Here is a 24,197-nt window from a genome sequence, read left to right as displayed (position 1 = left end):
TGGTTCTGCGACCAGGGGGAAAGGACAGACCATGCTGCCGTTGGAAGACCGGGAACTGCTCAACCAGACCATGGTGGGGCTCAACATCGATCCCGAGACGATCTCCTCCCTGATGGCGTCCTTCGACAAGGCCGCCGAGGGTGTCGAGAGCAAGCCGATCACGCCGGTGCAGAGCTCGTCGTTCGGCGAGTCCTACACCGGGGGCTACCGCCTCGGGACCAATGCCGAGATGGCCCACAAGGCCGTCGCCGAAGAGCTCAAGAAGGTGGCCGCCGGGCTGCGCGGGATGGGCTCGTCGGTCGAGGCGTTCCGCAAGGACATGGAGACCACGACCGAGCAGACCACCGCCACGATGAACCTCATCCAGGCCTCCACGGACTGCGTGGCCGCGCCTGACTTCAGCTCCAACCAGTGCACCCTGCCGACCGAGGAGGACTGAGCCGTGACCAAGGGACCCAACCGCCTCGTCCTCGACCAGTACCTCGACTCCGCCGCCGAGGGCATGGTCCAGAACGCCGGCTCCGCCTGGAAGGACAAGGCCGACGACCTCCAGGTCCTCGGTGAGGCGCTCAGGCAGGCGGCCGGCCAGGCCGAGCTGCGCATCGGTGAGCAGACGATGACCGGCCCCGCGCTGCGTGCCGGCATGGAGGAGTCCTCCGCGTCGATCCTCACCAAGTCCGAGCAGCTCCGCGCTGCAGGCGAGGCGCTGCGCCAGGTCGGGCAGCAGCTCTCCGACGCCCGCGACGCCCGCGACGCCCTCAAGGACCTCGGCGAGAAGCCCGCGACCTACCAGGCCCCGGCCAACACCACCGGTGTGGAGCCGACCAAGGAGGAGCTCACCGCGCAGGCGGCGGCCTCGCAGGCGCGGCAGAACGAGCGCACCGCCTGGCAGAACGAGTACGACAAGCAGGAGGCGCGGGCGCTCGCCCTCACCAAGCAGATGGACGCGGCCTTCCTCGGGGCCATCCCGCCGATGAAGGACATCCACGGCGAGAAGGACCCGACCGAGCCGCCCCCCCACGTGCCCTCCGGTCCGCAGGGCCCCTACCTGCCCGGCACCCAGGCACCGCCGGTCACGGGCGGCGGCAAGGACGGCGACGGCGGCAACGACCCGACGCTGGTCGGCATGCCCGACCGCGACCCCGACAAGCCGGACCGCGATCCCGACCGCGATCCCGACCGGGATCCCGAGAAGGACCCGACCAAGGACCCGACGAAGGACCCGACGAGGAATCCCGTCATCGAGGGTCCGGGGCTCACCCCGACGACTCCCACCGGCCCGACCGGCCCCACTGGCCCGACCGGGCCCCTGACGCCGATCGGCCCCGAGGGCCCCACCACCACGGTCGGTGGCTCCTCGCAGACCGGTGTGACCTACCAGCCCGGCACCGGCGTCTCCGCGCCCGCGGCCTCCGTGGGCGCGGGCGGCGCGTCGGCCGCGTCACTGGGGGCCGCGGGCGCAGCCGGTGCGGCGGGTGCCACGGCGGGTGGCATGTCCGGCGGCGCGGCCGGCTCCGTCCGCCCGGGCCTCACGGCATCCAGCAGCAGCGCGAGCCCGGTCCGGGCCATCGGTGCCACGGGCCGCGCCGGCAGCGCCGGTGCGCTGTCGCGGCCCACGACGGCCGGCTCGGCGGGGAGCGCCTCCGCCCGCAGCGCGGGCGCCGCCGGCAGCGCGGCCTCCCGGGGCGCGGCAGGCTCGGCAGCCGGTCGCGGCGCGGCCTCGGGCAGCACCGCCGGTCGCGGCGGCGCGGGAGGTCGCGGAGCCGCCACCGGCTCCAGCGCGGGCTCCCGGTCGGGCGGTCGCGGCGCCAACGGCGCCGGCGGCGCCCGCAGCGCGGGTTCCGCCGGGTCCGGCGCGGGGGGTCGCGGCGGACGCAAGGGCGATCGCGACAAGGCCGCCCAGCGCGACAGCCTCGTCTTCGACCAGGACTGGCTCGGCGACGAGGACGTCGCCCCCGGGGTGCTCGACTGAGATCGGTCGGCGCCACCGCCGGCACAGCTCCGTGACGCAGGTCCCCGCTCCCGGGCGGGGACCTTCGTCGTTCCCGGGGCGGCGCCTAGGCGACGACGGTCGTGATCGGCTGTGAGGAGTCGGCCGGCAGGTCGAGCAGCGACGGCGTCCGCCCCCGCGAGACCAGCTCGGCGCCGAGCGCGGCGACCATGGCCCCGTTGTCGGTGCACAGCCCCGGGCGCGGCACGCGGACCCGGATGCCCCGCGCGGTCGCGCGCTCCTCCGCCATCGCGCGGAGGCGGCTGTTGGCGGCGACCCCGCCACCGATGAGGATGTCCTCGATGCCGCGGCTCGTGGCGGCGTCGATCGCCTTGCGGGTCAGCACGTCGCAGACCGCCTCCTGGAAGGAGGCGGCGACGTCGGCGACGTCGATGGTCGCGCCCGCGCGCTGCTGGGCCTCGACCCAGCGCGCCACCGCCGTCTTGAGCCCGGAGAAGGAGAAGTCGAAGCGGTGCCGCTCGAGGTCGCGACGGCTGGTGAGGCCGCGCGGGAAGTCGATGGCGACGCTGTTGCCGCTGCGCGCCTCCCGGTCGATGTGCGGGCCGCCGGGGAACGGCAGGCCGAGCAGGCGGGCGACCTTGTCGAAGGCCTCCCCCGCGGCGTCGTCGATCGTGGACCCCATCGGCTCCACGCCGACCGTGACGTCGGTGACCTCCAGCAGGCTGGAGTGGCCGCCGGAGACGAGCATGGCCAGGCAGGGCTCCGGCAGCGGGCCGTGCTCGAGCTGGTCGACCGCGACGTGGGCGGCCAGGTGGTTGACGCCGTAGATCGGCTTGCCGAGACCGAGGGCGAGCGCCTTGGCGCTCGCGACGCCGACCAGCAGCGCGCCGGCGAGTCCGGGCCCGCTGGTGACCGCGACCGCGTCGATGTCGCTGAGCGCGATCCCGGCCGTGTCGGCGGCCCGCTCGAGGGTGGGCACCATGGCCTCGAGGTGCGCGCGGCTGGCGACCTCGGGCACGACGCCGCCGAAGCGGGCGTGCTCCTCGACGCTGCTCGCGACGGCGTCGGCCAGCAGCGTGTGGCCGCGCACGATGCCGACGCCGGTCTCGTCGCAGGACGTCTCGATGCCCAGGACGAGGGGCTCGTCAGTCATGCGCCGTCGCCGTCTCCGCCCGGGCCGCGCCGGGGAGCCAGCGACACATCACCAGCGCCTCGGAGCCGTCGCGGTAGTAGTGGGGGCGTACGTCGATCACGCTGAACTGGCGCGCGACGTAGAACCCGAGCGCCGGTGCGTTGGACACGCTCACCTCGAGCAGCATCCGCGAGGCGCTCTCGGTGTCGACGAGCAGCTCCTCGAGCAGCCGCGAGGCGATCCCGGTGCGCCGCGCCGAGGGGCGTACGCCGATGCGCAGCAGGTCGACGATGTCGCCGGCCGTCATCGTCACGGCGTAGCCCGAGAGGGCGTCGGCCACGACGAACTTGCGCCCCGGGCCCTCGATCTCCTGGCGCACCAGCGCCTCGTTCCAGGCGTCGTCGCCGAAGAGCTCCTGCTCGAGCGCGACGAGGGCCGGCAGGTCGGCGAGGGTGGCGGGACGGATCACGAGACGGGCTTCCTTGGTGCGCCGGCGACCGCGTCGGGTCGCCGCAGGTAGAGGGGTTCGGGGTCGAGCAAGTCTACGAGCTCCGAGCTCACGCCCGCAGCCAACCAGCCGGCACCGGGCCGTGCCGGGGCGATCGCGTGCGGGAAGGCGTCGGGGTAGAGCCCGGGGCCCGCGCCGGCGACCGGGGCGTCGGTCGCCACCTCGGCGGGCCGGGTCACCACCGGGCCCTCGAGCCGGCGTCCGTCGGCGTCGTAGGAGGCGAGGTAGACCTCCTTGCGCCGGGCGTCCGTGGCGACGAGGAAGCTGCCGGTCGTCGCGCCGGTGCCGACCACCTCGAGCGCCACCGCGTCGAGCGAGCACACGCCGTAGACGGGGACCTCCAGCACGAGCCCGAGCGTGCGTGCCGTGACGACGCCGACCCGCAGGCCGGTGAACGGGCCCGGGCCCACGCCGACGGCGACGGCGGTGAGGTCCTGACGCACGATGCCGGCGTCCTCCATGGCACGGGCGATGAGGGGCGCGAGGTGCTCGCCGTGCTTCATCGGCTGCTCGGACGTGTGCTCCACGACGACCCGCTCGCCGTCGTGGAGGGCGACGGTCACCAGCGGCGTCGCGGTGTCGAAGGCGAGGAGCACGGCGTCGAGGTTACTGTCCGACGACCCAGCGGAGGGAAACGCGGCGGGGATCGAGCTCGTCGTCGGCCGGGCCGTCCCCGACGGCACGCTCGATGAGCACCTCGAGGCGCGCCTCGGCCAGCGCCTCCGCGAGCCCGGCGCCCCACTCCACGACGGTCACCGCCTCCTCCAGGGAGGCGTCCAGGTCGAGGTCGTCGAGCTCGGCCAGGCCGCCGAGCCGGTAGGCGTCGACGTGGACGAGGTCCGGACCGCCCACCACGGACGGGTGCACCCGGGCGATCACGAATGTCGGAGAGGTGACGCCGCCCCGGACCCCGAGGCCCTCGCCGAGGCCCTGGGTGAACGTGGTCTTGCCCGCCCCAAGCTCGCCGGTCAGCACGACGAGGTCGCCGGCGGCGAGGCTGCGCCCGACCCGCTCCCCCAGCGCCCGCATGGACTCCGCGTCGGGCGCCTCGAAGGAGGTCGTGAGGGCGAGCTCGAGCTCGACGTAGGGCGCCGACCGCGTCGTCTCGACGAAGCCGTGCCGCTGCCAGAAGGCGACGGTGTCGGGCAGCTCCTCGCGCGCGAGGACGACCACCCGCTCGCGTCCGACCGCGGCCGCGACCGCCTCCTGCACCAGCGCGGTCGCCGCGCCCCTCCCCCGGGCGGCGGGCACCACGCCGAAGCGCCGCAGCCACAGGCTCTCCGCCCGCGGGTCGAGGACGACGCACCCCACCGGCCGGCCCTCGATCGTCGCCAGCAGGCCGCCGCGGGCGCGCAGCAGTCGCGCGACGGTGTCCACGTCCTCGCCGAGCGCGTCGGCCGGCGGGTCGAGCGCGGGGCGGGCGCCGAACGCCTCCCGGACCACGGCCAGGACGTCGGCCGCCGCCTCGGGACCGACACGTCGTACGACGACGTCCCTCGCGCCGCTCACGACGGGGTCCTCCCCTGGGCGAGCGAGATGAGGTCGTCGAGCTCCGCGGTCACCTGCTTGTGCCGCTCGAGCACGACCATGTGGCCCGCCCCGTCGCACTCCAGCAGGCTGGAGCCGGGGATCTTGCTGTGCAGCTTGCGGCTGTGACCGGTCGAGGTGATCTTGTCGGCGGTGCCGCAGATGATCGACGTGGGCACCCGGCTCAGCGGCTCGAGGTGGTCGAAGTGGTCGAGGGTCGCGAACGCCGGGTAGAAGTCGGCCACGACGGCGAACGGCGTGGCGTTGAGCATCGACATGACGAACTCGACGTAGGCGACGGGCACGTCGTCGTCGCCGAACGCGTAGCGGTCGGTCACCACGTCGGCCACCGCGCGGCCCCACGAGCGGGCCACGTCGACCACCCGGTGGCCGCGGTCGAGGGTGCGCACGGCGCGACCGACGAACCGCCCGCCGATGCCCAGCGGCAGCATCGGGAAGAGGATGCGGCCCGGGTCGAGACCGCCGGCGGTGGTGGCGATGAGCGCCGCTCCGACGACCTTGTCGCCGAACAGCTCGGGGTAGTGCTGGGCCAGCGAGACGACGCTCATCCCGCCCATGGAGTGGCCGACGACCACGCAGCGCCCGGGGACGGTGTCCTCGATGACCCGGTGCAGGTCGTGGCCGAGCTGCTCGAGCGTGCAGTTCTCCTCGCTCGAACGCCCCGACCGCCCGTGGCTGCGCTGGTCGTAGAACACCGTGCGGACCTGGCCGCGGTAGGCGGCGCGCTGGAAGTGCCAGCAGTCGAGGTCGAGGCAGTAGCCGTGCGCGAAGACGACGGTCAGGTCCTCGTCGGTGGGCTCGTGCCCCCCGAAGTCCTGCGGCTCGTCGATCTCCACGTGCAGGTCGAGGGCGTCGTCGGCGACCACCACCCGGGCCGGGCTGCGCAGCTCGCCGAAGGCGACGCGCTCCCCGGCGGCACGGTTGCCGATGATGCGGTTCTGCCGGGCGATGCCCACCGCACCGGCCGCCGCGGCCAGGCCGGCCGCTCCGACGACGGTGCCGAAGATGCGGCCCTTGATGCTCAACGCGTGGTCTCCTCGGTCTGGTGCTCGGTCTGGTTTTCGGTCTGGTGCTCGGTCAGGTCGGTGTCGACGTGGCGGCGGGTGAGTCGGCCGCCGACCCGCGTCACGATCTCGTAGCTGATGGTGCCGACGGCCTCGGCCCAGTCCTGCGCGGTGGGCTCGCCCCGGTCGCCGGGACCGAAGAGCACCACCTCGGTGCCGCTGGGCGGCAGCTCGCCGTGCAGGTCGACGACGAGCTGGTCCATGCACACGCGCCCGCGGATCGGGCGCCGTGAGTCCCCGACCCACACCGAGGCGGTGTTGCCCGCGGCCCGCGGGATCCCCTCGCCGTAGCCGGCGGGCACGACGCCCACGCTGGTGGCGCGGTCGGCCACCCACGTGTGGCCGTAGGACACCCCGTCGCCCGCATCGATCGGCTTGCTCATGAGCAGCCGCGCCCGCACGGTCATCGCCGGCCGGAGCCCCAGCCGCGGGGTGACGCCCGGGGCCGGGTCGAGGCCGTAGGACGCGATGCCGCAGCGGACCAGGTCGAAGTGGGAGGACGGGCGCAGGACCGCCGCGGCGGAGTTGGCGAGGTGGGTCACCTCGGGGTCGAGGCCCGCGCGGTCCGCCGCCGCCAGCGCGTCGCGGAAGGCCGCCTCCTGGCGGTCGTTGGCCGGGTGCTCCGGCTCGTCGCTGGCCGCGAAGTGCGACCAGACCCCGGTGACGCTGATCCGCCCGGCGGACTCGTGGGCGGCCGCAGCGGTGAAGAGGCGGTCCCACTCCGCGCGCGGGGCCCCGCCGCGGGACAGGCCGGTGTCGACCTTGAGCTGGACGCGCGCCGGCCCGGCGGCGGCGATCTCGTCGAGCTCGGCGACGGTGTAGGCGGTGATCTCCACGCCGGCCGCGACGGCGGCGGCGAAGTCGTCGCCGGGGGCGCTGAGCCAGCACAGCAGCGGGCCGGCGTCGCCGGCGGCGCGGAGGGCGAGGGCCTCCTCGATCGTCGCGACGCCGAGCCAGTCGGCGCCGCCGTCGCGGGCGGCCGCCGCGACCTCGACCATCCCGTGGCCGTAGCCGTCGGCCTTCACCACCGTCATCAGCTGCACCGGCCCGTCGACCGACACGAGGTCCTTGAGGACGCGGACGTTGTGCCGCACGGCAGCGAGGTCCACCACGATCTCGGCACGAGGCGCGGGACCGGTCATGGGAGCGATCATCCCCGATCCGCCAGCGTCTCGCGCACCACCTGCGGGATCTGGACGGCCACCCGGCTCGCCGTCAGCGGGCCGCCGTCGGCGGCCTCGGTGGCGGCGGCGCCGTGCAGCCAGGAGCCCACGGACGCGGCGTCGTACGGCTCGAGGCCCGCGGCGAGCAGCGCACCGATGAGGCCGGCGAGCACGTCACCGGCGCCGGCCGTGGCCAGCCACGGCACGCCGGTCGTCGTCACCCGGACCCGACCGTCGGGGTCCGCGACGAGGGTGTGGTGACCCTTGAGCAGCACGACGCACCGCCAGCGGTCGGCGGCGTCGCGGGCGTGCTCCAGCGGCGCTGCCTCGACGTCCTCGCGCGGCACGTCGAGCATGCCGGCGAGCTCGCCGGCGTGCGGCGTCAGCACGCAGCCCGGCAGCGTGCCGTCGACGTGTCGCAGGGCGTCGGCATCCACGACCACGGGTACGCCGTCCGCGCGGGCGTCCCGGAGCATCCCTCCAGCGTCGTCCCCTCCGCCCGGGCCGACCACCCAGGCCTGGACCCGGCCGGCGCCGACGACCTCGGGGTGGAGGGTGCGCACGGTGTCGGCGACGTGCTCCGGGCCGACGTAGCGGACCATGCCGGCCAGCCCCGACGCGGCGCCGGACACCGCCAGCAGGGCCGCGCCCGGGTAGGTGCCCGACCCGGCGCGGACGCCGACCACGCCGCGGGTGTACTTGTGGGCGACCTGGCCGGGTCGCGGCAGCAGCCGACGCACGTCGTCGGGCTGGAGCGCCTCGACCGCCGGGGTGCCGAGCTCGCGGGGGTCCAGGCCGAGGTCGACGAGGTGCACCGCGCCGCTGGCGAGGGAGGCCGGGTCAGCGAGGTGGGCGACCTTGTGGGTGCCGAAGGTGACCGTCACGTCCGCGCGGACGTGCGGACCGTCGAGGCGACCAGTGTCGACGTCGACGCCGGACGGCACGTCGACCGCCACCACGGGGGTCCCGGCGACGTGCTCGAGGGCCGCGACCGCCTCCGGCCGCAGCCCGGGCCGGCCGCCGATGCCGACGATGCCGTCCACCACCACGTCCGGTGAGGCGTCGACCTCGCCGAGGTCGCGGGTCGCCCGGCCGCCGGCGGCGCGCAGGGCGGCCAGTCCCTCGCGGTGCACGCGGTCCGCGAGCAGCAGCGCCTCGACCCGCGCGCCGCGTCCGGCGAGCCGGGCGCCGGCCCAGAGCGCGTCGCCGCCGTTGTCGCCGGGGCCGACCAGCAGCAGCACGCGGCGGCCGTAGCCCCCGCCCAGCAGGTCGAGCACCGCCGCGGCCAGGCCGGCGGCGGCACGCTGCATCAGGGCGCCGTCGGGCAGCCGGGCCATCGCGGCGGCCTCCGCGCGGCGTACGTCGTCGACCAGGTGGGCGCGCAGCACGTCAGGACTCCAGCACCACGACCGCCGAGGCGATGCCGGCGTCGTGGGACAGGGACACGTGCACGTGCGCGACGCCCAGCGCCTCCGCGCGGGCCGCGACGGTGCCGCGGATCTCGAAGCGCGGGCGGCCGGTGTCCTCCGAGACGATCTCGGCGTCGTGCCACGCCATCCCGACCGGCGCGCCGAGCGCCTTGGCGATGGCCTCCTTGGCAGCGAACCGAGCCGCCAGCGAGGCGGGCGGTCGTACGGACTCGGCCTCGGTGAACAGGCGCCCGCGCAGGCCTGGGGTGCGCTCGAGGGACCGGACGAAGCGGTCGATGTCGACCACGTCGATGCCCACGCCGATGACCGGCACAGTCCTACTCGACCGTGACGGACTTGGCGAGGTTGCGCGGCTGGTCGACGTCGTGGCCGAGCTGGGTGGCCAGCTCGCACGCGAAGAGCTGGAGCGGCACGACGGCGACGATGGGCTGCAGGAGCACCGGCACCTGCGGCAGCGTGAACAGCACGTCGGCGTAGGGCTCGATCGTCGTGTCGCCCTCCTCGGCCAGGCACAGCGTGCGCGCCCCGCGGGCCCGCACCTCCTGGATGCCGCTGATCATCTTGTCGTGCAGCTGGTCGCGGCCGCGCGGGGGCACCACGCAGAGGATGGGGAGCCCCTCCTCGACCAGCGCGATCGGGCCGTGCTTGAGCTCGCCGGCCGCGAAGCCCTCCGCGTGGAGGTAGGCGATCTCCTTGAGCTTGAGCGCCCCCTCGAGCGCGACGGGGTAGCCCGCGTGGCGGCCGAGGAACAGCACCGAGCGGCTGTCGACGTGGTCGCGGGCGAGGGCGTAGATCTCCTCCGCCTTGGCCAGGACGGTCTCGACGTGGCCCGGCATCTCCTCGAGCTGGTCGACCACCTGCGAGATCTCGTCGCCGAAGCGGGTGCCCTTGACCTGCGCGAGGTAGAGGGCGAGGAGGTAGCAGGCGACCAGCTGGGTGAGGAACCCCTTGGTGGAGGCGACGCCGATCTCGGGGCCGGCGTGGGTGTAGATCACGCCGTCGGACTCGCGCGGGATGGTGGAGCCGTTGGTGTTGCAGATCGCCAGCACCTTGGAGCGCTGGACCCGCGCGTGCCGGATCGCCTGGAGGGTGTCGGCCGTCTCGCCGGACTGGCTGATCGCGACGACGAGGGTGGCGCTGGTGAGGATCGGGTCGCGGTAGCGGAACTCGCTGGCGAGCTCCACCTCGACGGGGATGCGGCACCAGTGCTCGATGGCGTACTTGGCCACCATGCCGGCGTAGAACGACGTACCGGCGGCGATGATGATGATCTTGTCGATGTCGCGCAGGTCCTGGTCGGACAGGCGCATCTCGTCGAGCTGGAGCAGGCCGTCGGCGCCGCGGCGGCCGAGGAGCGAGTCGGCCAGGGCGCGCGGCTGCTCGAAGATCTCCTTGCGCATGAACCAGTCGTGGCCGTCCTTCTCGGCGGCCGAGAGGTCCCAGTCGACGTGGTAGCGGCGGCCCTCGGCGGGCGTGCCGTCGAAGCCGGAGACGCTCACGCCCTCGCGGGTGATGGTGACGACCTGGTCCTGGTCGAGCTCCATCGCCTCGCGGGTGTGCTCGATGAACGCGGCGACGTCGGAGCCGAGGAAGTTCTCCCCCTCGCCGATCCCGACGACGAGCGGGCTGTTGCGGCGGGCGGCCACCACGCGGTCGGGGTCCTGCGCGTCGACGGCGACGAGGGTGAACGCGCCCTCGAGGCCGCGGCAGACGGCCTGCATGGCGACGGTGAGGTCGACGCCCGTCTCGAGCTGCTCCTCGAGCAGGTGCGCGGCGACCTCGGTGTCGGTGTCGGAGGCCATCTCGACGCCCTCGGACTCGAGGCGGCCACGGAGCTCGGCGAAGTTCTCGATGATGCCGTTGTGGACCAGGGCCACCCGGCGGGCGCGGCCGAGGTGGGGGTGGGCGTTGCGGTCGGTCGGCGGTCCGTGGGTGGCCCAGCGGGTGTGGCCGATCCCGGTCGTGACGGCGGGCAGCGGCGACTCGGCGATGGCCTTCTCGAGGTTGGCGAGCTTGCCGGCGCGCTTGTCCGCGACGAGCGATCCGCCGTCGACGAGGGCGATCCCGGCGGAGTCGTAGCCGCGGTACTCCAGTCGCCGGAGGCCCTCGACGATGACTGCCTCGGCCGGCTGGTGGCCCACGTACCCGACGATTCCGCACATGGGCCGAGAGTCTATCGGCAGGGCGCCGCACAGCCGTGCCCCGGCGCGGTGCCACAATCGCACCCATGTCCGAGGTCCCGGAGCCGCACCACGGCGGTGAGGCCTCTCCCTACGTCGAGCTCGAGCGGGCGGCCTGGGCGCAGCTGGCCGGCACGGCGGAGACCGTGCTCACCCCCGACGAGGTGGTCCGCCTCCGCGGCCTCGGCGACCAGCTCGACCTGCGCGAGATCGAGCAGGTCTACCTGCCCCTCTCGCGGCTGCTCAGCCTCTACGTCGCCGCCAACTCCCGGCTGCACCGCGAGCAGGAGGAGTTCCTCCACCGCGTCACCCCGCCGCGCACGCCGTTCGTCATCGGCCTCGCCGGGTCGGTGGCGGTCGGCAAGTCCACCACCGCCCGCGTGCTGCAGCAGATGCTCGCCCACTGGCCCGAGCACCCCAACGTCGCGCTGGTGACGACCGACGGCTTCCTGCTGCCCAACGCCGAGCTCGAGCGCCGCGGGCTGCTGCACCGCAAGGGGTTCCCCGAGTCCTACGACCGCAAGGCGCTGCTCAAGTTCGTCATCGACATCAAGTCCGGAAAGGACGAGGTCGAGGCCCCGATCTACTCCCACCTCGTCTACGACGTCGTCCCCGACGAGAAGGTCGTCGTCAAGCGGCCCGACATCGTCATCGTCGAGGGCCTCAACGTGCTGCAGCCGGCGCGGGTGCGCGACGACGGCCGCACCGGCCTGGCCGTCAGCGACTTCTTCGACTTCTCCGTCTACGTCGACGCGGCGCTGACCGACATCAAGCGCTGGTACGTCGACCGGTTCCTGCGCCTGCGCGAGACCGCGTTCCGCGACCCGGCGTCGTACTTCCGCAAGTACGCCGCTCTCTCCCACGACGAGGCCGTCGGCCAGGCCACGCGCATCTGGGACTCCATCAACGAGCCCAACCTCGTGCAGAACGTCGCCCCGACCCGCTCCCGCGCGAACCTGGTGCTCCGCAAGGACACCGACCACTCGGTGCGCTACGTGCGGCTGCGCAAGCTCTGACGCAGGCGGGCCGGCGCTCCTGGTCGGGGCCGGCGCTCCCGGTCGGACGTCATGGCCGCTGGTCGCCCCGGCAGCCGCCCGCCATGACGTCCGCCGACGCGACCTCACGCCGCCCGCCCCCATCCACCCGCCCGGAGCCCCCGCTCGACCTGGGCGAAGAAGTCGTCGGCCGCCACACGCAGGCCCAGGAGCGGGAGCCGGAGCACGTTGGACCGCCCGAGAGCGATCTCGTTCTGGCGCAGGGCGTCGGGCACGACGCTCGACGCCCAGGTGTGGTGGATGCCGTCGACCTCGACGACGAGGTGGAAGTCGTCCCAGCAGACGTCGAGGTAGTAGCGGCCGTCCCTGCCGCGACGCACGACCTGCCGGTCCGGCTCGGGCAGCCCACGGCGGCGACACTGCCGGGCGACGTCGAGCTCGCCGAGCGAACGGACGCCGCCCAGGAGGTCGGTGACCACCGCGTGCATCAGCTCGCGCCGGCGGTCACGCCGGACGGCGAGGAGCGCTCGCCCCACGTCGGCGGCGGTGGTGAGCCCCTGCTGGACGGGCAGGGTGAGCAGGAGGGCTGCCTGCTTGTCGCTCCGCGCCCACATCGCTGCCCTGACGGCGGCCACCGGGACCCTCGTCCGCGGCACGCCGGTCGCGACGCGGTCCTCGGCCGACCACCGCCGGGTGCGGCGTACGTCGAGCCCGGCGCCCCGGAGCGGCTTCACGCCCCGTGGCACCGACACCCGCCACGCGTCCGAGCGGTAGTGCTCGAGCCCGGAGGCGATGAGCGACGACTCCCCGTCCAGCATCGCCCGGTCCCCGCTCTCGAACACCGCGGCCCACTGCGCGCCCCTGGTCGCGAGCGGGCCCGTGTGCAGGCAGATCGAGCGCGACCACACCCGCTGCCACCGCCTCGCTCGCAGCTGCGCGCGCAGCTCGCCTCGCGTCAGCCCCGCGGCGTACGCCTGCGCTCGGGAGACCACGCCACCCTGCTGCTCGGCGGTCGCCGTCAGCTCGTCGATGATCCGTTGCCGTTCGGCGGCGCTGTGCCGCGTGCCCTGGTCGTCCATGCGACGAGGCTCGGGCCCGCCCCGGACAGTCCGGGAGCGACGGGGAGACCTGCTGTGGACGACACGGTTCGACGCGTTCCTGTGGACACTCCTCGGCCACCGACCACCATGTCGGCGCCGGCCCCTGAGCTCGCCGGACGTCATGGGCGGTGGCCGTCCTGACCACCGCCCGCCATGACCTCGGCGTACGACGTCATGGCCGGCGGTCGCCGGAGCAACCGCCGGCCATGACGCCCGGGCCGAACGGGCTGAACGGTCCGGTCGGCCCGCGACCCTCAGGCCGACGCGACGGTGAACCGCCGGCGGCGGTGCTGGCCCTGCTCGACCTCGTCGACGAGCGCGACGGCGTAGTCCTCGGCGCTGACGAAGTCGCCGGCCGGGGTGTCGAGGGCGGTGGCGTAGGTGCCGGTGCGCTCGCCGGGCGCGATGACCGGCGCCGGGCTGAGGTAGGTCCAGTCGACCGACTCCGGGGCGGCGCGGAAGAGCTCGAGGGAGGCGGCGCCCGTCGTGGCCTCGGGGAGGTACTCCGGCGGGAAGCCGTCGGTGTCGAGGAGGCGGTCGCCGTCCGGGGTGAGGAGCGAGCCGGCGCCGCCGACGAAGAGCACGCGGGTGCCACCGGCGTGGGCGATGAGGTTCTCCACCGCGTCCAGCCAGGGCTGGTGGGGCTCGCCGGTGCGGCTCGGCCCGGTCGCGGAGACCAGTACGTCGTGCGTCTCGGCGGCCCCGCGCACGGTCTCGGGGTCGGCGACGTCGCCGCCGGTGGAGCGGCTCAGGCCGGTGACGTCGTGGCCGCGCGCCGTGGCCTCGGCGGCGATGCGGGAGCCGATCATGCCGGTGGCGCCGAACAGGGCGATCTTCATGGTGCAGTCCTTCGGGTCGGTCGTACGGGGTCGTCTGTGGCGCCGACGGTAACCACTGGTAACCGATGACTTCAACGTGCTATAAGTACCTCGTGGTAACCAACCGACCTGCGCGTGGCGACGCCTTCGACCCCGACTGCCCGACCCGCGTGGTCCTCGACCGCATCGGCGACAAGTGGACGGCGCTGGTGATCGGCGCGCTCGTCGACGGCCCGCTCCGCTTCAGCGTGCTCCGTGCGCGGATCGGCGGCGTCGCGCCCAAGGTCCTCACCCAGACGCTGCGCGCGATGGAGCGCGACGGCCTGCTGACTCGCACGGTCCACGCCCAGGTGCCGCCCCGCGTCGACTACGAGCTCACCGAGCTCGGCGCCTCGCTGACCGGGCCGATCGCGGCGCTCACCGACTGGGCCGAGACCCACCTGTCCCGCATCCTCGCCTCCCGCGACGACTACGACGCCGCCGCCGAGGCGCGCTGATCAGCGCTTCTTCTGCAGCTCCAGCAGCGTCTCGATGGTGCGGTAGCCCAGCGCCTCGTTGACGGCGTTCATCCAGGTGTTCACCTCGGCGTTGGAGGTGTCCAGCGAGACCAGGTCGGGGTACGTCGCCACCGCCAGGTCGTGCGTGGCGAGCTTGAGCGCGAGCCCGAGCCGGTGGCCGCGGTGGGCGGGGTCCACGATCGTGATGCCGACCTGTCCGTACGCCGGGTCGCTGTCGTCGACGCGTACGTCGGACACGCCCGCCACGGAGCCGTCCGGGGCGATCGCCATGGCGGTCTGCACGTGTCGGCCGACGTCGACCTGGCGCTGCTCGGCGTCGCGGATGCGCTCCGGGGTCCACTCCGAGGCCGCGAGGTCGAGCTCGCCCAGCGGCACCTCCGACATGAGCATGCCGAGCAGCCGGCCGAACGAGTCGAGGTGCTCCTCGGGGCAGACGGTGTCGAACGTGATGACCCGGTAGGCGTCGGCGGCGGACGCCTCGACCGCGAGGGCGTCGCGGCGGGCGAGGTAGTCGGTGAGCGTCAGCTCCTTGATCGCCTCGCGGCTCGCGACGTCGTACCCCATGGCTCGCGCGAACGCCTCGGATGCGCCGGTCCCGCCCGGCGGGAGGTAGGCCTCGCTCTGGATCGTCGAGCGCCCGTCGCCGGCGGCCACGACCTCGAGCTCCTCCACCAGCCGGCGGCCGATGCCCTCGCGGGTCCGGTCGGGCCGGACGTAGGCGAACGCCATGGCGGTGTGCAGGTTCTCGCGCAGGGGGCGGGTGAGCAGGCCCGCGCCCACCATCTCGCGGCCGTCGATCGCCCCGATGAGCGTCACGGCACGCTCGGGGTTGTCGGCGGGCAGCGCGACGCGGCTCTGGTCCCACAGCGGCCACGGCTTGCCGGGGCGCTCGGCGGTCGCCGCGGCGCCGACCTCCCACCAGGCCCGGAGCGCTGCCTGGTTGCGGGGGTTGATCTGCTCGATGTCGACCACGCCGCGACCGTAGCCGCGCCGCCGCCGCCCGTCACCCGGATAACCCCGTGCGCGCCGGGCCGCTCGTTGGCAGGCTCGACCCGTGACCACCGACTCCCCGCTCCGCTCCCGGCTGCGCGCCGCCCTGCTCGAGGCCCGCCGGGCCCGGGACGCCGGGACCGTGTCCGCGCTCCGCACCACGCTCGCCGCGCTGGAGAACGCCGAGGCGGTGCCGACGGCGGCGCGGGCCGGGGCGATCGAGGAGGCGCCGGTCGGCGTCGGCTCGACCGAGGCGGCCCGGCGCGTGCTGGACGACGCCGACGAGCTGGCCCTCCTCGAGAGCGAGATCGCCGCGCTCCGGGAGGCCGCGCTGGCGTACGACGACGCGGCCCCCGAGCGTGCGGCGGCGGCCCGTCGGGCCGCGGACCGGCTGGTGGCGCTGCGGCCGGGGTCGAGCGGCTAGAGCGCCAGCTGGCGCTTGACCACGTCGGCCAGGCGGACGGCGACGCCGTGCGCCTCGTCGTGGGTGGGGGCCTCGACCATGACGCGCACGATCGGCTCGGTGCCCGAGGGGCGCAGCAGGATCCGCCCGCGCTCGCCGAGCACCGCTTCCTCCTCGGCGACGGCGGCCGCCAGGACGGCGTCCTCGTCGGCGCGCGACTTGTCGACGCCGGCGACGTTGAGCAGCACCTGCGGCAGCCGGGTCATGACCGAGGCGAGCTCGGCCAGCGACTTGCCGGTGGTGGCCATCCGCTCCATGACGTGCAGCGTGGTGAGGATGCCGTCACCGGTGGTGGCGTGGTCGCGGAGGATGACGTGGCCGGACTGCTCCCCACCCAGGGAGTAGCCGGAGACCTTCATCGCCTCGAGGACGTAGCGGTCGCCGACCTTGGTCTGGCGCACGCCGACGCCGCCGGCGCGCATGGCCTGCACGAAGCCGAGGTTGCTCATCACGGTGGCGACCACGGTGTCCTTGGCGAGCCGCCCCTGCTCGAGGAGCGAGAGCGACAGGATCGCCAGGATCTGGTCGCCGTCGACGACGTTGCCCTCGGCGTCGACGGCCAGGCAGCGGTCGGCGTCGCCGTCGAGGGCGAAGCCGGCGTGGGCGCCGTGCTCGACCACGGCGGCCTGGAGCGACCCGAGGTGGGTCGAGCCGCAGTTGTCGTTGATGTTGAGGCCGTCGGGGTCGGCGTGGATCGCAATGACCGTCGCGCCGGCGTCCTCGAGGGCCCGCGGCCCGGCGGCGTGGGCTGCGCCCTCGGCGCAGTCGAGGACGACCTTGAGCCCCACCAGCGGGTGGGTGATCGTGCTCTCGAGGTGGGCGGCGTACTCCTCGACGGCCGTGTCGTAGGCCTGCACCCGGCCGACGTCGCCGCCGGTGGGACGCGCCCAGGGCTCGCCCATCCGGCGCTCGATGGCGATCTCGATGGCGTCGTCGAGCTTGTGGCCGCCGCGCGCGAGGAACTTGATGCCGTTGTCGGGCATCGGGTTGTGCGAGGCCGACAGCATCACGCCGAGGTCCGCGCCGAGGCGCTCGGTCATGTAGGCCACGCCGGGCGTGGGCAGCACCCCGAGCAGGAGCACGTCGACGCCCGCCGAGGCGAGGCCCGCGACGACCGCGGCCTCGAGGAACTGGCCGGAGATGCGCGTGTCCCGGCCCACCACGGCGAGGGGACGGTGCCCCTCGAACTCGCCGCGGTCGGCCAGGACGTGTGCGGCACAGACGGAGAGGTCCAGGGCCAGCTCTGCCGTGAGATCGGCGTTCGCCAGGCCCCGGACCCCGTCCGTGCCGAAGAGTCGCGCCAAGGTCAGCGCTTGGAGAACTGGCTGGCCTTGCGGGCCTTCTTGAGACCGGCCTTCTTGCGCTCCACGACGCGGGCGTCGCGGGTCAGCAGACCGGCCTTCTTGAGCGCCGGGCGGTTGGCCTCGACGTCGACGGAGTTGAGCGCGCGGGCCACACCGAGGCGCAGGGCGCCGGCCTGGCCGGCGATGCCGCCGCCGTGGATGCGGGCGATCACGTCGAAGCGGCCCTCGAGCTGCAGCTCGGCGAACGGCTCGTTGGCGATCTGCTGGTGCAGCTTGTTGGGGAAGTAGTTGTCGAGCGTGCGGCCGTTGATGGTCCACTCGCCGGTGCCCGGGACGATGCGGACGCGGGCGACGGCCTCCTTGCGGCGGCCGGTCGCGCCGGCGGGCGCGATGGTGGCCGGGCGGGCGGGGGTGTCGGCCGAGGCGTCGCTCTCGGACGTGTAGGCAACGCCCTCGGCGTCGGTCTCGAAGGTCTCCTCGACCTCGGTGGTGTTCTCAGTCATCTGTGAGTCCTCAGTCGTCACTGGGAGATCTGCGAGATCTCGAAGGGAACGGCCTTCTGGGCCGCGTGCGGGTGGTCGGGGCCGGGGTAGACCTTGAGCTTCTTCAGCATCTGGCGACCGAGCTTGTTCTTCGGGAGCATGCCCCACACGGCCTTCTCGATGGCCTTGCGGGCGTCCTTCTCGAGGAGCTCACCGAACGGGGTGGCCGAGAGGCCGCCCGGGTAGCCGGAGTGGCGGTAGGCCATCTTGGTCGTCTTCTTGCTCCCCGACAGCGACACCTTCGACGCGTTGACGATGATCACGAAGTCGCCCACGTCCATGTGGGGGGCGAAGGTCGGCTTGTGCTTGCCTCGGAGGAGGTTGGCGGTCTGGACGGCGAGGCGTCCGAGGACCACGTCGGTGGCGTCGATGACGAGCCACTCACGCTGGATGTCAGCGGGCTTGGGGCTGTACGTGCGCACGGCATGTCCCGTTCTGGTTCGTGGGTCCCGCGCCTCGGACGAGGAGCGGGTGGTGGTGCTGCGGCCTCTGACGAACACGGCCCGGATCGCTCCCCCGCTCCGCTCGGCGGAGACTGGGGATGACGTCCGGATCTGCACCCGCTCCGGGTCTCCGTGGGGAGGGAGCGGACGCGGCAGGAGTCGCGACCAGCAAGAGTACGGCGCCCCCGCGCGGGGGGTCAAAACGACGGGGCGGGCGTCCGGGAGCCACCAGTGCCCCCAGAATGGCGGCGTGCGCAACGGTGGCGTCTCCTTCTGGTGGCAGCAGGTCGGGCTGCCCACCCCCACCGACCTGCTGGACGGCGACGTGACGTGCGACGTCGCGATCGTCGGCGGCGGCCTCACCGGCCTCTGGACGGCCCTCTACCTCCACGAGGCCGACCCGGGCCTCGACGTCCGCGTCGTCGAGGCCGAGTTCGCCGGCTTCGGCGCCTCCGGGCGCAACGGCGGCTGGCTCTCCAGCGAGCTGGCCGGCAGTGCGTCGACGTACGCCGAGGTGGCGGGCGAGGCCGGCGTGCAGCGGCTGCGCGACGCCCTGCGGGCCACGGTCGACGAGGTCATCGGCGTCGCGGCCCGCGAGGGCATCGAGGCCGACATCGTGCGCAGCGGCGTGCTGGTGGTCGCCCGCTCCGAGGCCCAGCGCCGGCGCCTCGGCGGCGAGCTCACCGCCGACCAGGTCGCGGCCCGCGTCCGCGTGGCCGGCGCCGTCTCGGGCCACCACGACCCCGACTGCGCGCGGGTGCACCCGGCCCGGCTGGTCGCCGGCGTCGCGCGGGTCGTGCGCGAGCGCGGCGTCCGCATCCACGAGGGCACCCGGGCGCTGGCCGTCGAGCCGGGCGTCGTGCGCACCGACCGCGGGACCGTGCGTGCCCCGGTCGTGCTGCGCTGCCTGGAGGGCTTCACCGCCGGGCTCGCCGGCCACCGCCGCGACTGGCTGCCGATGAACTCCGCGATCGTCGTGACCGAGCCGCTGAGCGACGCCCAGTGGGCGCGGATCGGCTGGGACGGCGCCGAGCTGCTCGGCGACGAGGCGCACGCCTACTGCTACGCGCAGCGCACCGCCGACGGCCGGATCGCGATGGGCGGGCGCGGGGTGCCCTACCGCTTCGGCTCGCGCACCGACGTCGACGGGCGCACCCAGCCGGCCACCGTCGAGTCGCTGCGATCGACCCTCACCGATCTGTTCCCGTCGCTCGCGGGCATCGGCCTCGACCACGCCTGGTGCGGGGTGCTGGGCGTGCCGCGGGACTGGAGCGCCAGCGTCTGCTTCGACCCCGGCACGGGAGTCGGCCACGCCGGCGGCTACGTCGGGTCCGGACTCACCGCGACCAACCTCGCCGCTCGCACGCTGCGCGACCTGGTGCTCGGCCACGACACCGACCTCGTCCGGCTGCCGTGGACCGGTCACCGCGTCCGCCGGTGGGAGCCCGAGCCGCTGCGCTGGCTCGGCGTGCACGCGCTCTACCGGCTCTACCGGGCCGCCGACCGCCGCGAGGACGCCGGGCTGCCGCGCACCAGCCGGATCGCGCTCGCCGCCCACCGCGTGGCCGGCCGCTGACGCTGCTCGGCCCGGGCGCGACCCGGGTGGTGGACACCTGGTTCGCGCTCCCCCGACAGCCGCGGCTAGGTTGAGGGGACACCAGAAGACGTACACACGTATGGGACAGGAGCCGACGTGACCGACGTTGCGGCCAAGGATTCCCTGACGGTCCGGGACAACCGGACCGGTCAGGAGTACGACATCGCGATCACCGACAACACGATCGCGGCCAAGGACCTGGGGCAGATCCGCCTCACCGACGACGAGCCCGGTCTCGCCACCTATGACCCCGGCTTCGTCAACACGGCCTCGTGCCGTTCGGCGGTCACCTACATCGACGGCGACAAGGGCATCCTCGAGTACCGCGGGTACCCGATCGAGCAGCTGGCCGAGAAGTCCAACTTCCTCGAGGTGGCCTACCTGCTCATCCACGGCGACCTGCCCACCAAGGAGCAGTACGACGCCTGGGTGCACGAGATCACCTACCACACCTTCGTGCACGAGAACGTCAAGAACTTCATGCACGGCTTCCGCTACGACGCCCACCCGATGGGCATGCTGATGGCCTCGGTCGGCGCGCTGTCGACGTTCTACCCCGACGCCCGCAACATCAGCGACGCGGACAACCGGCACATGCAGATCGTGCGCATGATCGCCAAGATGCCGACGCTCGGCGCCTGGTCGTTCCGGCACGCGCAGGGCAAGCCCTACGTCTACCCCGACAACGACCTCGGCTACACCGCCAACTTCCTCTCGATGCTGTTCAAGATGAGCGAGCAGAAGTTCGAGGCCGACGAGCGGCTGGTCAAGGCCCTCGACGTGCTGTTCATCCTGCACGCCGACCACGAGCAGAACTGCTCGACCAACGCGGTCCGCTCCGTCGGCTCCTCGCAGGTCGACCCCTACTCGGCCGTCGCGGCCGGTGTGGGTGCGCTCTACGGGCCGCTGCACGGCGGCGCCAACGAGGCGGTGCTGCGCATGCTGCGCCGCATCGGCTCGACCGAGAACATCCCGGCCTTCATCTCCGGGGTCAAGGACGGCAACGAGCGGCTGATGGGCTTCGGCCACCGGGTCTACAAGAACTACGACCCGCGCGCGAAGATCATCAAGAAGTCCGCCGAGGACGTCTTCGAGGTCACCGGCACCAACCCGCTCCTCGACATCGCGCTCGAGCTGGAGAAGATCGCGCTCGAGGACGAGTACTTCGTCAAGCGCAAGCTCTACCCCAACGTCGACTTCTACTCCGGCCTCATCTACGAGGCGTTCCAGTTCCCGCCCGAGATGTTCACGGTGCTCTTCGCCATCGGCCGTACGCCGGGCTGGCTGGCGCAGTGGTCGGAGCTGGTGCAGGACAAGGACCAGAAGATCGCCCGGCCCAAGCAGATCTACACCGGCGACCGCGAGCTCACCTTCACCTCGGCCTCGGAGCGCTGGGCCTGACGCCCACCACCTCGCACCACCTCACCAGGCCCGCACGACACCGACGCCCCCGGCACCCGGCCGGGGGCGTCGGTGCGTCCGCCTCGTGGCCGCGGGTGGGAGCATCGCCGCGTGAGGTGCTGTGGTTCACCAGCGCCGAGGGCGGCACCGAGGAGGTGAGCGACCTGCAGTGGAGCAGCATGGTGATCTCTCCCGACCGGTCGACACTGGCCCTGCTGGACGGCTCGCGCGGCCCCACCGACGAGTACGGCACGCACGCCCTGCAGGTCGTCGTGTTCGACACCCGCACGGGCGAGCAGCTCTACCGCACCCCGGACACCGCCCGTCACCGCTCGAACACCGCGGTGGTGCGCGCCGGCACGGTCACCGCGTCGTCAGCCACCGTGCTGCTCCGGACGACCGCGTCGCCGCCCGTCGCCTGCACCGGGTGCAGCGACCACCGCGCGCCCGTCCCCGACACGGTCTGCGGCTGCGGCGTGGCGTTGACGACGACGAGGATCGCGTCGCGGTCCGGATCGGCGTCCGCTCCGACCGTGTCGTCCAGCAGCATCGCCACCACCCCCGGCTCCGCGTCGAGGAACGACACCTTCTCCTGCACGGCGCTCGCGCTGCCGAGCCGGAAGAGCCGCGAGGACGACCGGATCCGGAGCAGGTCCAGCGCCCGCTGGTGCGCCTCGTCCATCGCGGCAGCATCCGGACGCAGCGCGGGGTCGCCCAGGAGCGGCCGCATGAACACCCACTTGTCCTCGTTGTCGGCGCGCGGCGGCAGCCCCGAGCCGAAGGTGTTCTCCCGCCGCTGCCAGTCGACGCGGTTGAACCAGTCGCCGGAGTCGTAGGAGTTGCGGTCCAGGCTCTTCGAGCGCAGCAGGTCGGTGCCGGCGTGCCAGAACACCACGCCCTGGCCGAGGGCGACCGTCGACAGCGACACGGTGTTCATCCGGACCCGGTCGGCCATCGGCGTCGCACGCGGGAGCTTGAGAGCGAGGGAGTCCCACAGCGTCTCGTTGTCGTGCGCGTCGACGTACGCCACGGTCTCGGACGGCTCGGCGGCGTAGCCCGCCGGCCGGCCGTCGTGGTCGACGTCCGCGCCCCGCACCTCCTGCCCGGTCCGTGAGGAGGTGAACCGGAAGTCGGCGAGGTTGCCGGCCATGCCGAGCTTGACGAGGTCCTGCTGGTGCAGCAACTGCGCGCGCTGCTCCTCGGGGGTGCCGTTGACCTCGGCGCCGTTGGGGTCGGTGAGGAGCCCCGAGCCGAAGCCCTGGGCGCGCGGGTCCTCGTCGAAGGGTCCGCCGCCGCGCACGGCGTCGCGCAGCCGGTCGTTGAACGAGCCGATCCCGGTGCCGGCCAGGTGGCGCTGGGTCGCCTGCACGAAGCGGGCGTCGTCGGCGACCTCGCCGAAGTTCCAGCCCTCGCCGTAGAGGTAGACCCCGCGTCCGTCGACGCCGTCACGGCTCACGGTGAGGCCGTCGAGGGCCGCCCGCAGCCTCGTCATGTTCTCCAGCGAGTGGTGGCCCATCAGGTCGAAGCGGAAGCCGTCGACCCTGTAGTCCCGTGCCCAGGTGAGCACGGAGTCGATCATCAGCTTCTCCATCATCCGGTGCTCGGTGGCCGTGTTGGAGCAGCACGTGGAGCTCTCGACGCGACCCGCGGCGTCGAGACGGTGGTAGTAGCCGGGCACGACCTTGTCGAGCACGGACCTCTCGGCCTGGCCGTCGGCGGCGGTGTGGTTGTAGACCACGTCCAGGACGACCTGCAGCCCCGCCCGGTGCAGGCCCTGCACCATCCGGCGCAGCTCGAGGGTCCGGCGGGTGCCCTCCGGGTCGGTGGCGTACGACCCCTCCGGTGCCGTGTAGTGCAGGGGGTCGTAGCCCCAGTTGAAGCCGTCGCCGGTCCGGACCGCCTCCACGCACTCCTGCTGGCGCTCGGAGTCCGGCGGCAGTGACGCGAGGTCGCAGTCGGGCACCAGCTGGGCGGCGCGACGCTCCTCGATGGTCGCGATGTCGAACACCGGGAGCAGGTGCACCGTGTTGAGCCCCGCCTCGGCCAGGTGGCGCAGGTGCCGCATCCCGGCGGTGTCGTCGTGGTCGAAGGCCAGGTAGGTCCCCCGCTCGCCCTCCGGCACGGTCTCGTCGCCGATCGAGAAGTCGCGCACGTGCAGCTCGTAGATCGTGCGGTCCACCGGCCGCGCGATCACTGGCGGCGGCGTGTCCGCCCAGCCCGCCGGCGCGAGCGCCGGGTCGCCCAGGTCGACGACGAGTGACTGCGCGGAGTTGGTGGTGAGGGCCACCGACCAGGGGTCCGTCACCCGGTTCGTGACGACCGCTCGGGCGCTCGGCGCCCACACGCGCACCTCGTAGGTGTACGCCGCGTCCTTCCAGGAAGGAGACCCGGTGACCGTCCACGTGCCGTCGCGCTGTCGCTCCATCGGCACGCGCTTGCCGCCGACGACGGCGGTCACGTCCTGCGCGGTCGGCGCCCACACCGCCAGCGTCGGCGTGCCGCCGCGCCAGGTGACGCCGAGCCCGCGGTCCGCGGCGTCGGCGTACAGGTGGTCGAGGACCCCGGGCACCTGCACGCCGGTGGCGTCGCGCAACGTCCCGTCCGGGGCGTACGACGCCACGGCGAGCTGGCCGGTGAGGATCCCGCCCGCCCGCGCGGCCGCCGACGGGTCGAGCCGGAACGCCGGGAGACCCCCGAGGTGGGGGAACTGCGCCAGCACGTCGGCGGGGAGGCCCGCGGGGTCGTGGGTGAGCCGGACGCTCGAGCCCCCGGTGACGGCCTCTGCGTCGACGGCGAGGTCGCCCTGGTGCGACCAGTGCAGGCGGTGGGTCCCGTTCCCCGCGTCGGGCACGTCCCACGCGACCAGGTCGGCGCGCAGCCAGTGGGCCCGCGCCTGCGTGAGGTCAGCCGCGGCGTCGGTGGAGCGGGCGCTGGCGGTCGAGGGGCGTGAGGACACGTCGCCAGTGAAGTCCACCCGACCCAGACGTGGGAAGCGGGCCCGCCCCGCGGTCCGGGGGGCGACGTGACGGCTCCGTGCTCACTACACTCCG

Annotated in this window: 23 protein-coding genes; 7 read left to right on the top strand and 16 right to left on the bottom strand. The window is 73.8% G+C overall.

Translation table 11 applies throughout. The annotated features are described in order from the left end of the window. The first annotated feature begins 40 nt into the window (after nt 1-40). Both SHK17_RS04430 and SHK17_RS04425 read left to right on the top strand, forming a co-directional pair. A complete protein-coding gene (locus SHK17_RS04430; protein ID WP_322921188.1) occupies nt 41-439 on the top strand; it encodes a hypothetical protein in 399 nt (132 codons plus the stop codon). A 3-nt stretch (nt 440-442) separates the two neighbouring features. Then, the gene (locus SHK17_RS04425) at nt 443-1,972 is read left to right on the top strand and encodes a hypothetical protein (RefSeq protein ID WP_322921187.1); all 1,530 of its coding nucleotides are present in this window, start codon (nt 443-445) and stop codon (nt 1,970-1,972) included. An 85-nt stretch (nt 1,973-2,057) separates the two neighbouring features. On the opposite strand, the gene tsaD is transcribed toward SHK17_RS04425, so the two are convergent. The 9 genes from tsaD to glmS are packed head-to-tail and all read right to left on the bottom strand — an operon-like array spanning nt 2,058 to nt 10,958. After that, the gene (tsaD, locus tag SHK17_RS04420; RefSeq protein WP_322424837.1) at nt 2,058-3,104 is read right to left on the bottom strand and encodes a tRNA (adenosine(37)-N6)-threonylcarbamoyltransferase complex transferase subunit TsaD; all 1,047 of its coding nucleotides are present in this window, start codon (nt 3,102-3,104) and stop codon (nt 2,058-2,060) included. After that, a complete protein-coding gene (locus SHK17_RS04415; protein WP_322921186.1) occupies nt 3,097-3,552 on the bottom strand; it encodes a GNAT family N-acetyltransferase in 456 nt (151 codons plus the stop codon). The genes tsaD and SHK17_RS04415 overlap by 8 nt, the downstream gene beginning before the upstream one ends. Next, a complete protein-coding gene (gene tsaB, locus SHK17_RS04410) occupies nt 3,549-4,187 on the bottom strand; it encodes a tRNA (adenosine(37)-N6)-threonylcarbamoyltransferase complex dimerization subunit type 1 TsaB (RefSeq protein ID WP_172270037.1) in 639 nt (212 codons plus the stop codon). The genes SHK17_RS04415 and tsaB overlap by 4 nt, the downstream gene beginning before the upstream one ends. A 10-nt stretch (nt 4,188-4,197) precedes the next feature. Beyond that, complete coding sequence (gene tsaE / locus SHK17_RS04405; RefSeq protein ID WP_322921185.1) at nt 4,198-5,100, bottom strand: tRNA (adenosine(37)-N6)-threonylcarbamoyltransferase complex ATPase subunit type 1 TsaE; 903 nt, start codon at nt 5,098-5,100, stop codon at nt 4,198-4,200. Continuing rightward, nucleotides 5,097-6,164, bottom strand: a complete 1,068-nt coding sequence (locus tag SHK17_RS04400) for an alpha/beta fold hydrolase (RefSeq protein ID WP_172270033.1) — start codon at nt 6,162-6,164, stop codon at nt 5,097-5,099. The genes tsaE and SHK17_RS04400 overlap by 4 nt, the downstream gene beginning before the upstream one ends. Continuing rightward, on the bottom strand, nt 6,161-7,345 hold the full coding sequence (alr, locus tag SHK17_RS04395; RefSeq protein ID WP_322921184.1) for an alanine racemase: 1,185 nt from the start codon (nt 7,343-7,345) through the stop codon (nt 6,161-6,163). The genes SHK17_RS04400 and alr overlap by 4 nt, the downstream gene beginning before the upstream one ends. Nucleotides 7,346-7,353: 8 nt before the next feature. Next, a complete protein-coding gene (locus tag SHK17_RS04390) occupies nt 7,354-8,754 on the bottom strand; it encodes an NAD(P)H-hydrate dehydratase (RefSeq protein ID WP_322921183.1) in 1,401 nt (466 codons plus the stop codon). Nucleotide 8,755: 1 nt separating this feature from the next. Next, the gene (locus tag SHK17_RS04385) at nt 8,756-9,109 is read right to left on the bottom strand and encodes a holo-ACP synthase (protein ID WP_172270027.1); all 354 of its coding nucleotides are present in this window, start codon (nt 9,107-9,109) and stop codon (nt 8,756-8,758) included. A gap of 4 nt (nt 9,110-9,113) precedes the next feature. Further along, nucleotides 9,114-10,958, bottom strand: a complete 1,845-nt coding sequence (glmS, locus tag SHK17_RS04380) for a glutamine--fructose-6-phosphate transaminase (isomerizing) (RefSeq protein ID WP_172270025.1) — start codon at nt 10,956-10,958, stop codon at nt 9,114-9,116. Nucleotides 10,959-11,023: 65 nt separating this feature from the next. On the opposite strand from glmS, the gene coaA reads away from it, so the two are divergent. Further along, nucleotides 11,024-11,992 (top strand): type I pantothenate kinase, encoded by a 969-nt coding sequence (gene coaA, locus SHK17_RS04375; protein ID WP_172270023.1) that lies wholly within the window; start codon nt 11,024-11,026, stop codon nt 11,990-11,992. Nucleotides 11,993-12,096: 104 nt separating this feature from the next. On the opposite strand, the gene SHK17_RS04370 is transcribed toward coaA, so the two are convergent. Further along, on the bottom strand, nt 12,097-13,050 hold the full coding sequence (locus SHK17_RS04370; protein ID WP_322921182.1) for a hypothetical protein: 954 nt from the start codon (nt 13,048-13,050) through the stop codon (nt 12,097-12,099). A gap of 275 nt (nt 13,051-13,325) precedes the next feature. Continuing rightward, entirely contained in the window at nt 13,326-13,910 is a 585-nt protein-coding gene (locus SHK17_RS04365) for an NAD(P)-dependent oxidoreductase (protein ID WP_172270019.1), read from the bottom strand. Between the two features lie 92 nt (nt 13,911-14,002). Here SHK17_RS04365 and SHK17_RS04360 point away from each other — a divergent pair, with 92 nt between their 5' ends. Continuing rightward, complete coding sequence (locus tag SHK17_RS04360; RefSeq protein WP_322424848.1) at nt 14,003-14,386, top strand: winged helix-turn-helix transcriptional regulator; 384 nt, start codon at nt 14,003-14,005, stop codon at nt 14,384-14,386. Here SHK17_RS04360 and SHK17_RS04355 read toward each other — a convergent pair whose 3' ends face one another. Next, nucleotides 14,387-15,379, bottom strand: coding sequence for a GNAT family N-acetyltransferase (locus tag SHK17_RS04355; protein ID WP_322424849.1), 993 nt, complete (start codon nt 15,377-15,379; stop codon nt 14,387-14,389). It abuts the gene before it with no gap. A gap of 82 nt (nt 15,380-15,461) precedes the next feature. Here SHK17_RS04355 and SHK17_RS04350 point away from each other — a divergent pair, with 82 nt between their 5' ends. Then, nucleotides 15,462-15,821, top strand: coding sequence for a GatB/YqeY domain-containing protein (locus SHK17_RS04350; protein ID WP_322921181.1), 360 nt, complete (start codon nt 15,462-15,464; stop codon nt 15,819-15,821). Here the strand turns inward: SHK17_RS04350 and glmM are convergent. The 3 genes from glmM to rplM are packed head-to-tail and all read right to left on the bottom strand — an operon-like array spanning nt 15,818 to nt 18,128. Further along, nucleotides 15,818-17,164, bottom strand: coding sequence for a phosphoglucosamine mutase (glmM, locus tag SHK17_RS04345; RefSeq protein WP_172270011.1), 1,347 nt, complete (start codon nt 17,162-17,164; stop codon nt 15,818-15,820). The two genes, SHK17_RS04350 and glmM, sit on opposite strands and share 4 nt — an antisense overlap. Before the next feature lie 2 nt (nt 17,165-17,166). After that, entirely contained in the window at nt 17,167-17,688 is a 522-nt protein-coding gene (rpsI, locus tag SHK17_RS04340; protein WP_322424852.1) for a 30S ribosomal protein S9, read from the bottom strand. After that, nucleotides 17,685-18,128, bottom strand: coding sequence for a 50S ribosomal protein L13 (rplM, locus tag SHK17_RS04335; RefSeq protein WP_172270007.1), 444 nt, complete (start codon nt 18,126-18,128; stop codon nt 17,685-17,687). Before rplM ends, rpsI begins: the two co-directional genes overlap by 4 nt. Before the next feature lie 271 nt (nt 18,129-18,399). Between rplM and SHK17_RS04330 the strand changes: the two genes are divergently transcribed. Continuing rightward, nucleotides 18,400-19,725: an NAD(P)/FAD-dependent oxidoreductase gene (locus SHK17_RS04330; RefSeq protein ID WP_322921180.1), complete on the top strand. Its 1,326-nt coding sequence runs from the start codon at nt 18,400-18,402 to the stop codon at nt 19,723-19,725. 117 nt (nt 19,726-19,842) lie between these two features. Continuing rightward, the gene (locus SHK17_RS04325; protein ID WP_172270003.1) at nt 19,843-21,147 is read left to right on the top strand and encodes a citrate synthase; all 1,305 of its coding nucleotides are present in this window, start codon (nt 19,843-19,845) and stop codon (nt 21,145-21,147) included. 325 nt (nt 21,148-21,472) lie between these two features. Here the strand turns inward: SHK17_RS04325 and pulA are convergent, their stop codons facing one another. Further along, entirely contained in the window at nt 21,473-24,103 is a 2,631-nt protein-coding gene (pulA, locus tag SHK17_RS04320; protein WP_322921179.1) for a pullulanase-type alpha-1,6-glucosidase, read from the bottom strand. Between the last annotated feature and the right edge of the window lie 94 nt (nt 24,104-24,197).

This window comes from Nocardioides renjunii (genome assembly GCF_034661175.1).
Lineage (GTDB): Bacteria > Actinomycetota > Actinomycetes > Propionibacteriales > Nocardioidaceae > Nocardioides > Nocardioides renjunii.
This window is presented reverse-complemented; position numbering and strand designations above follow the sequence as displayed.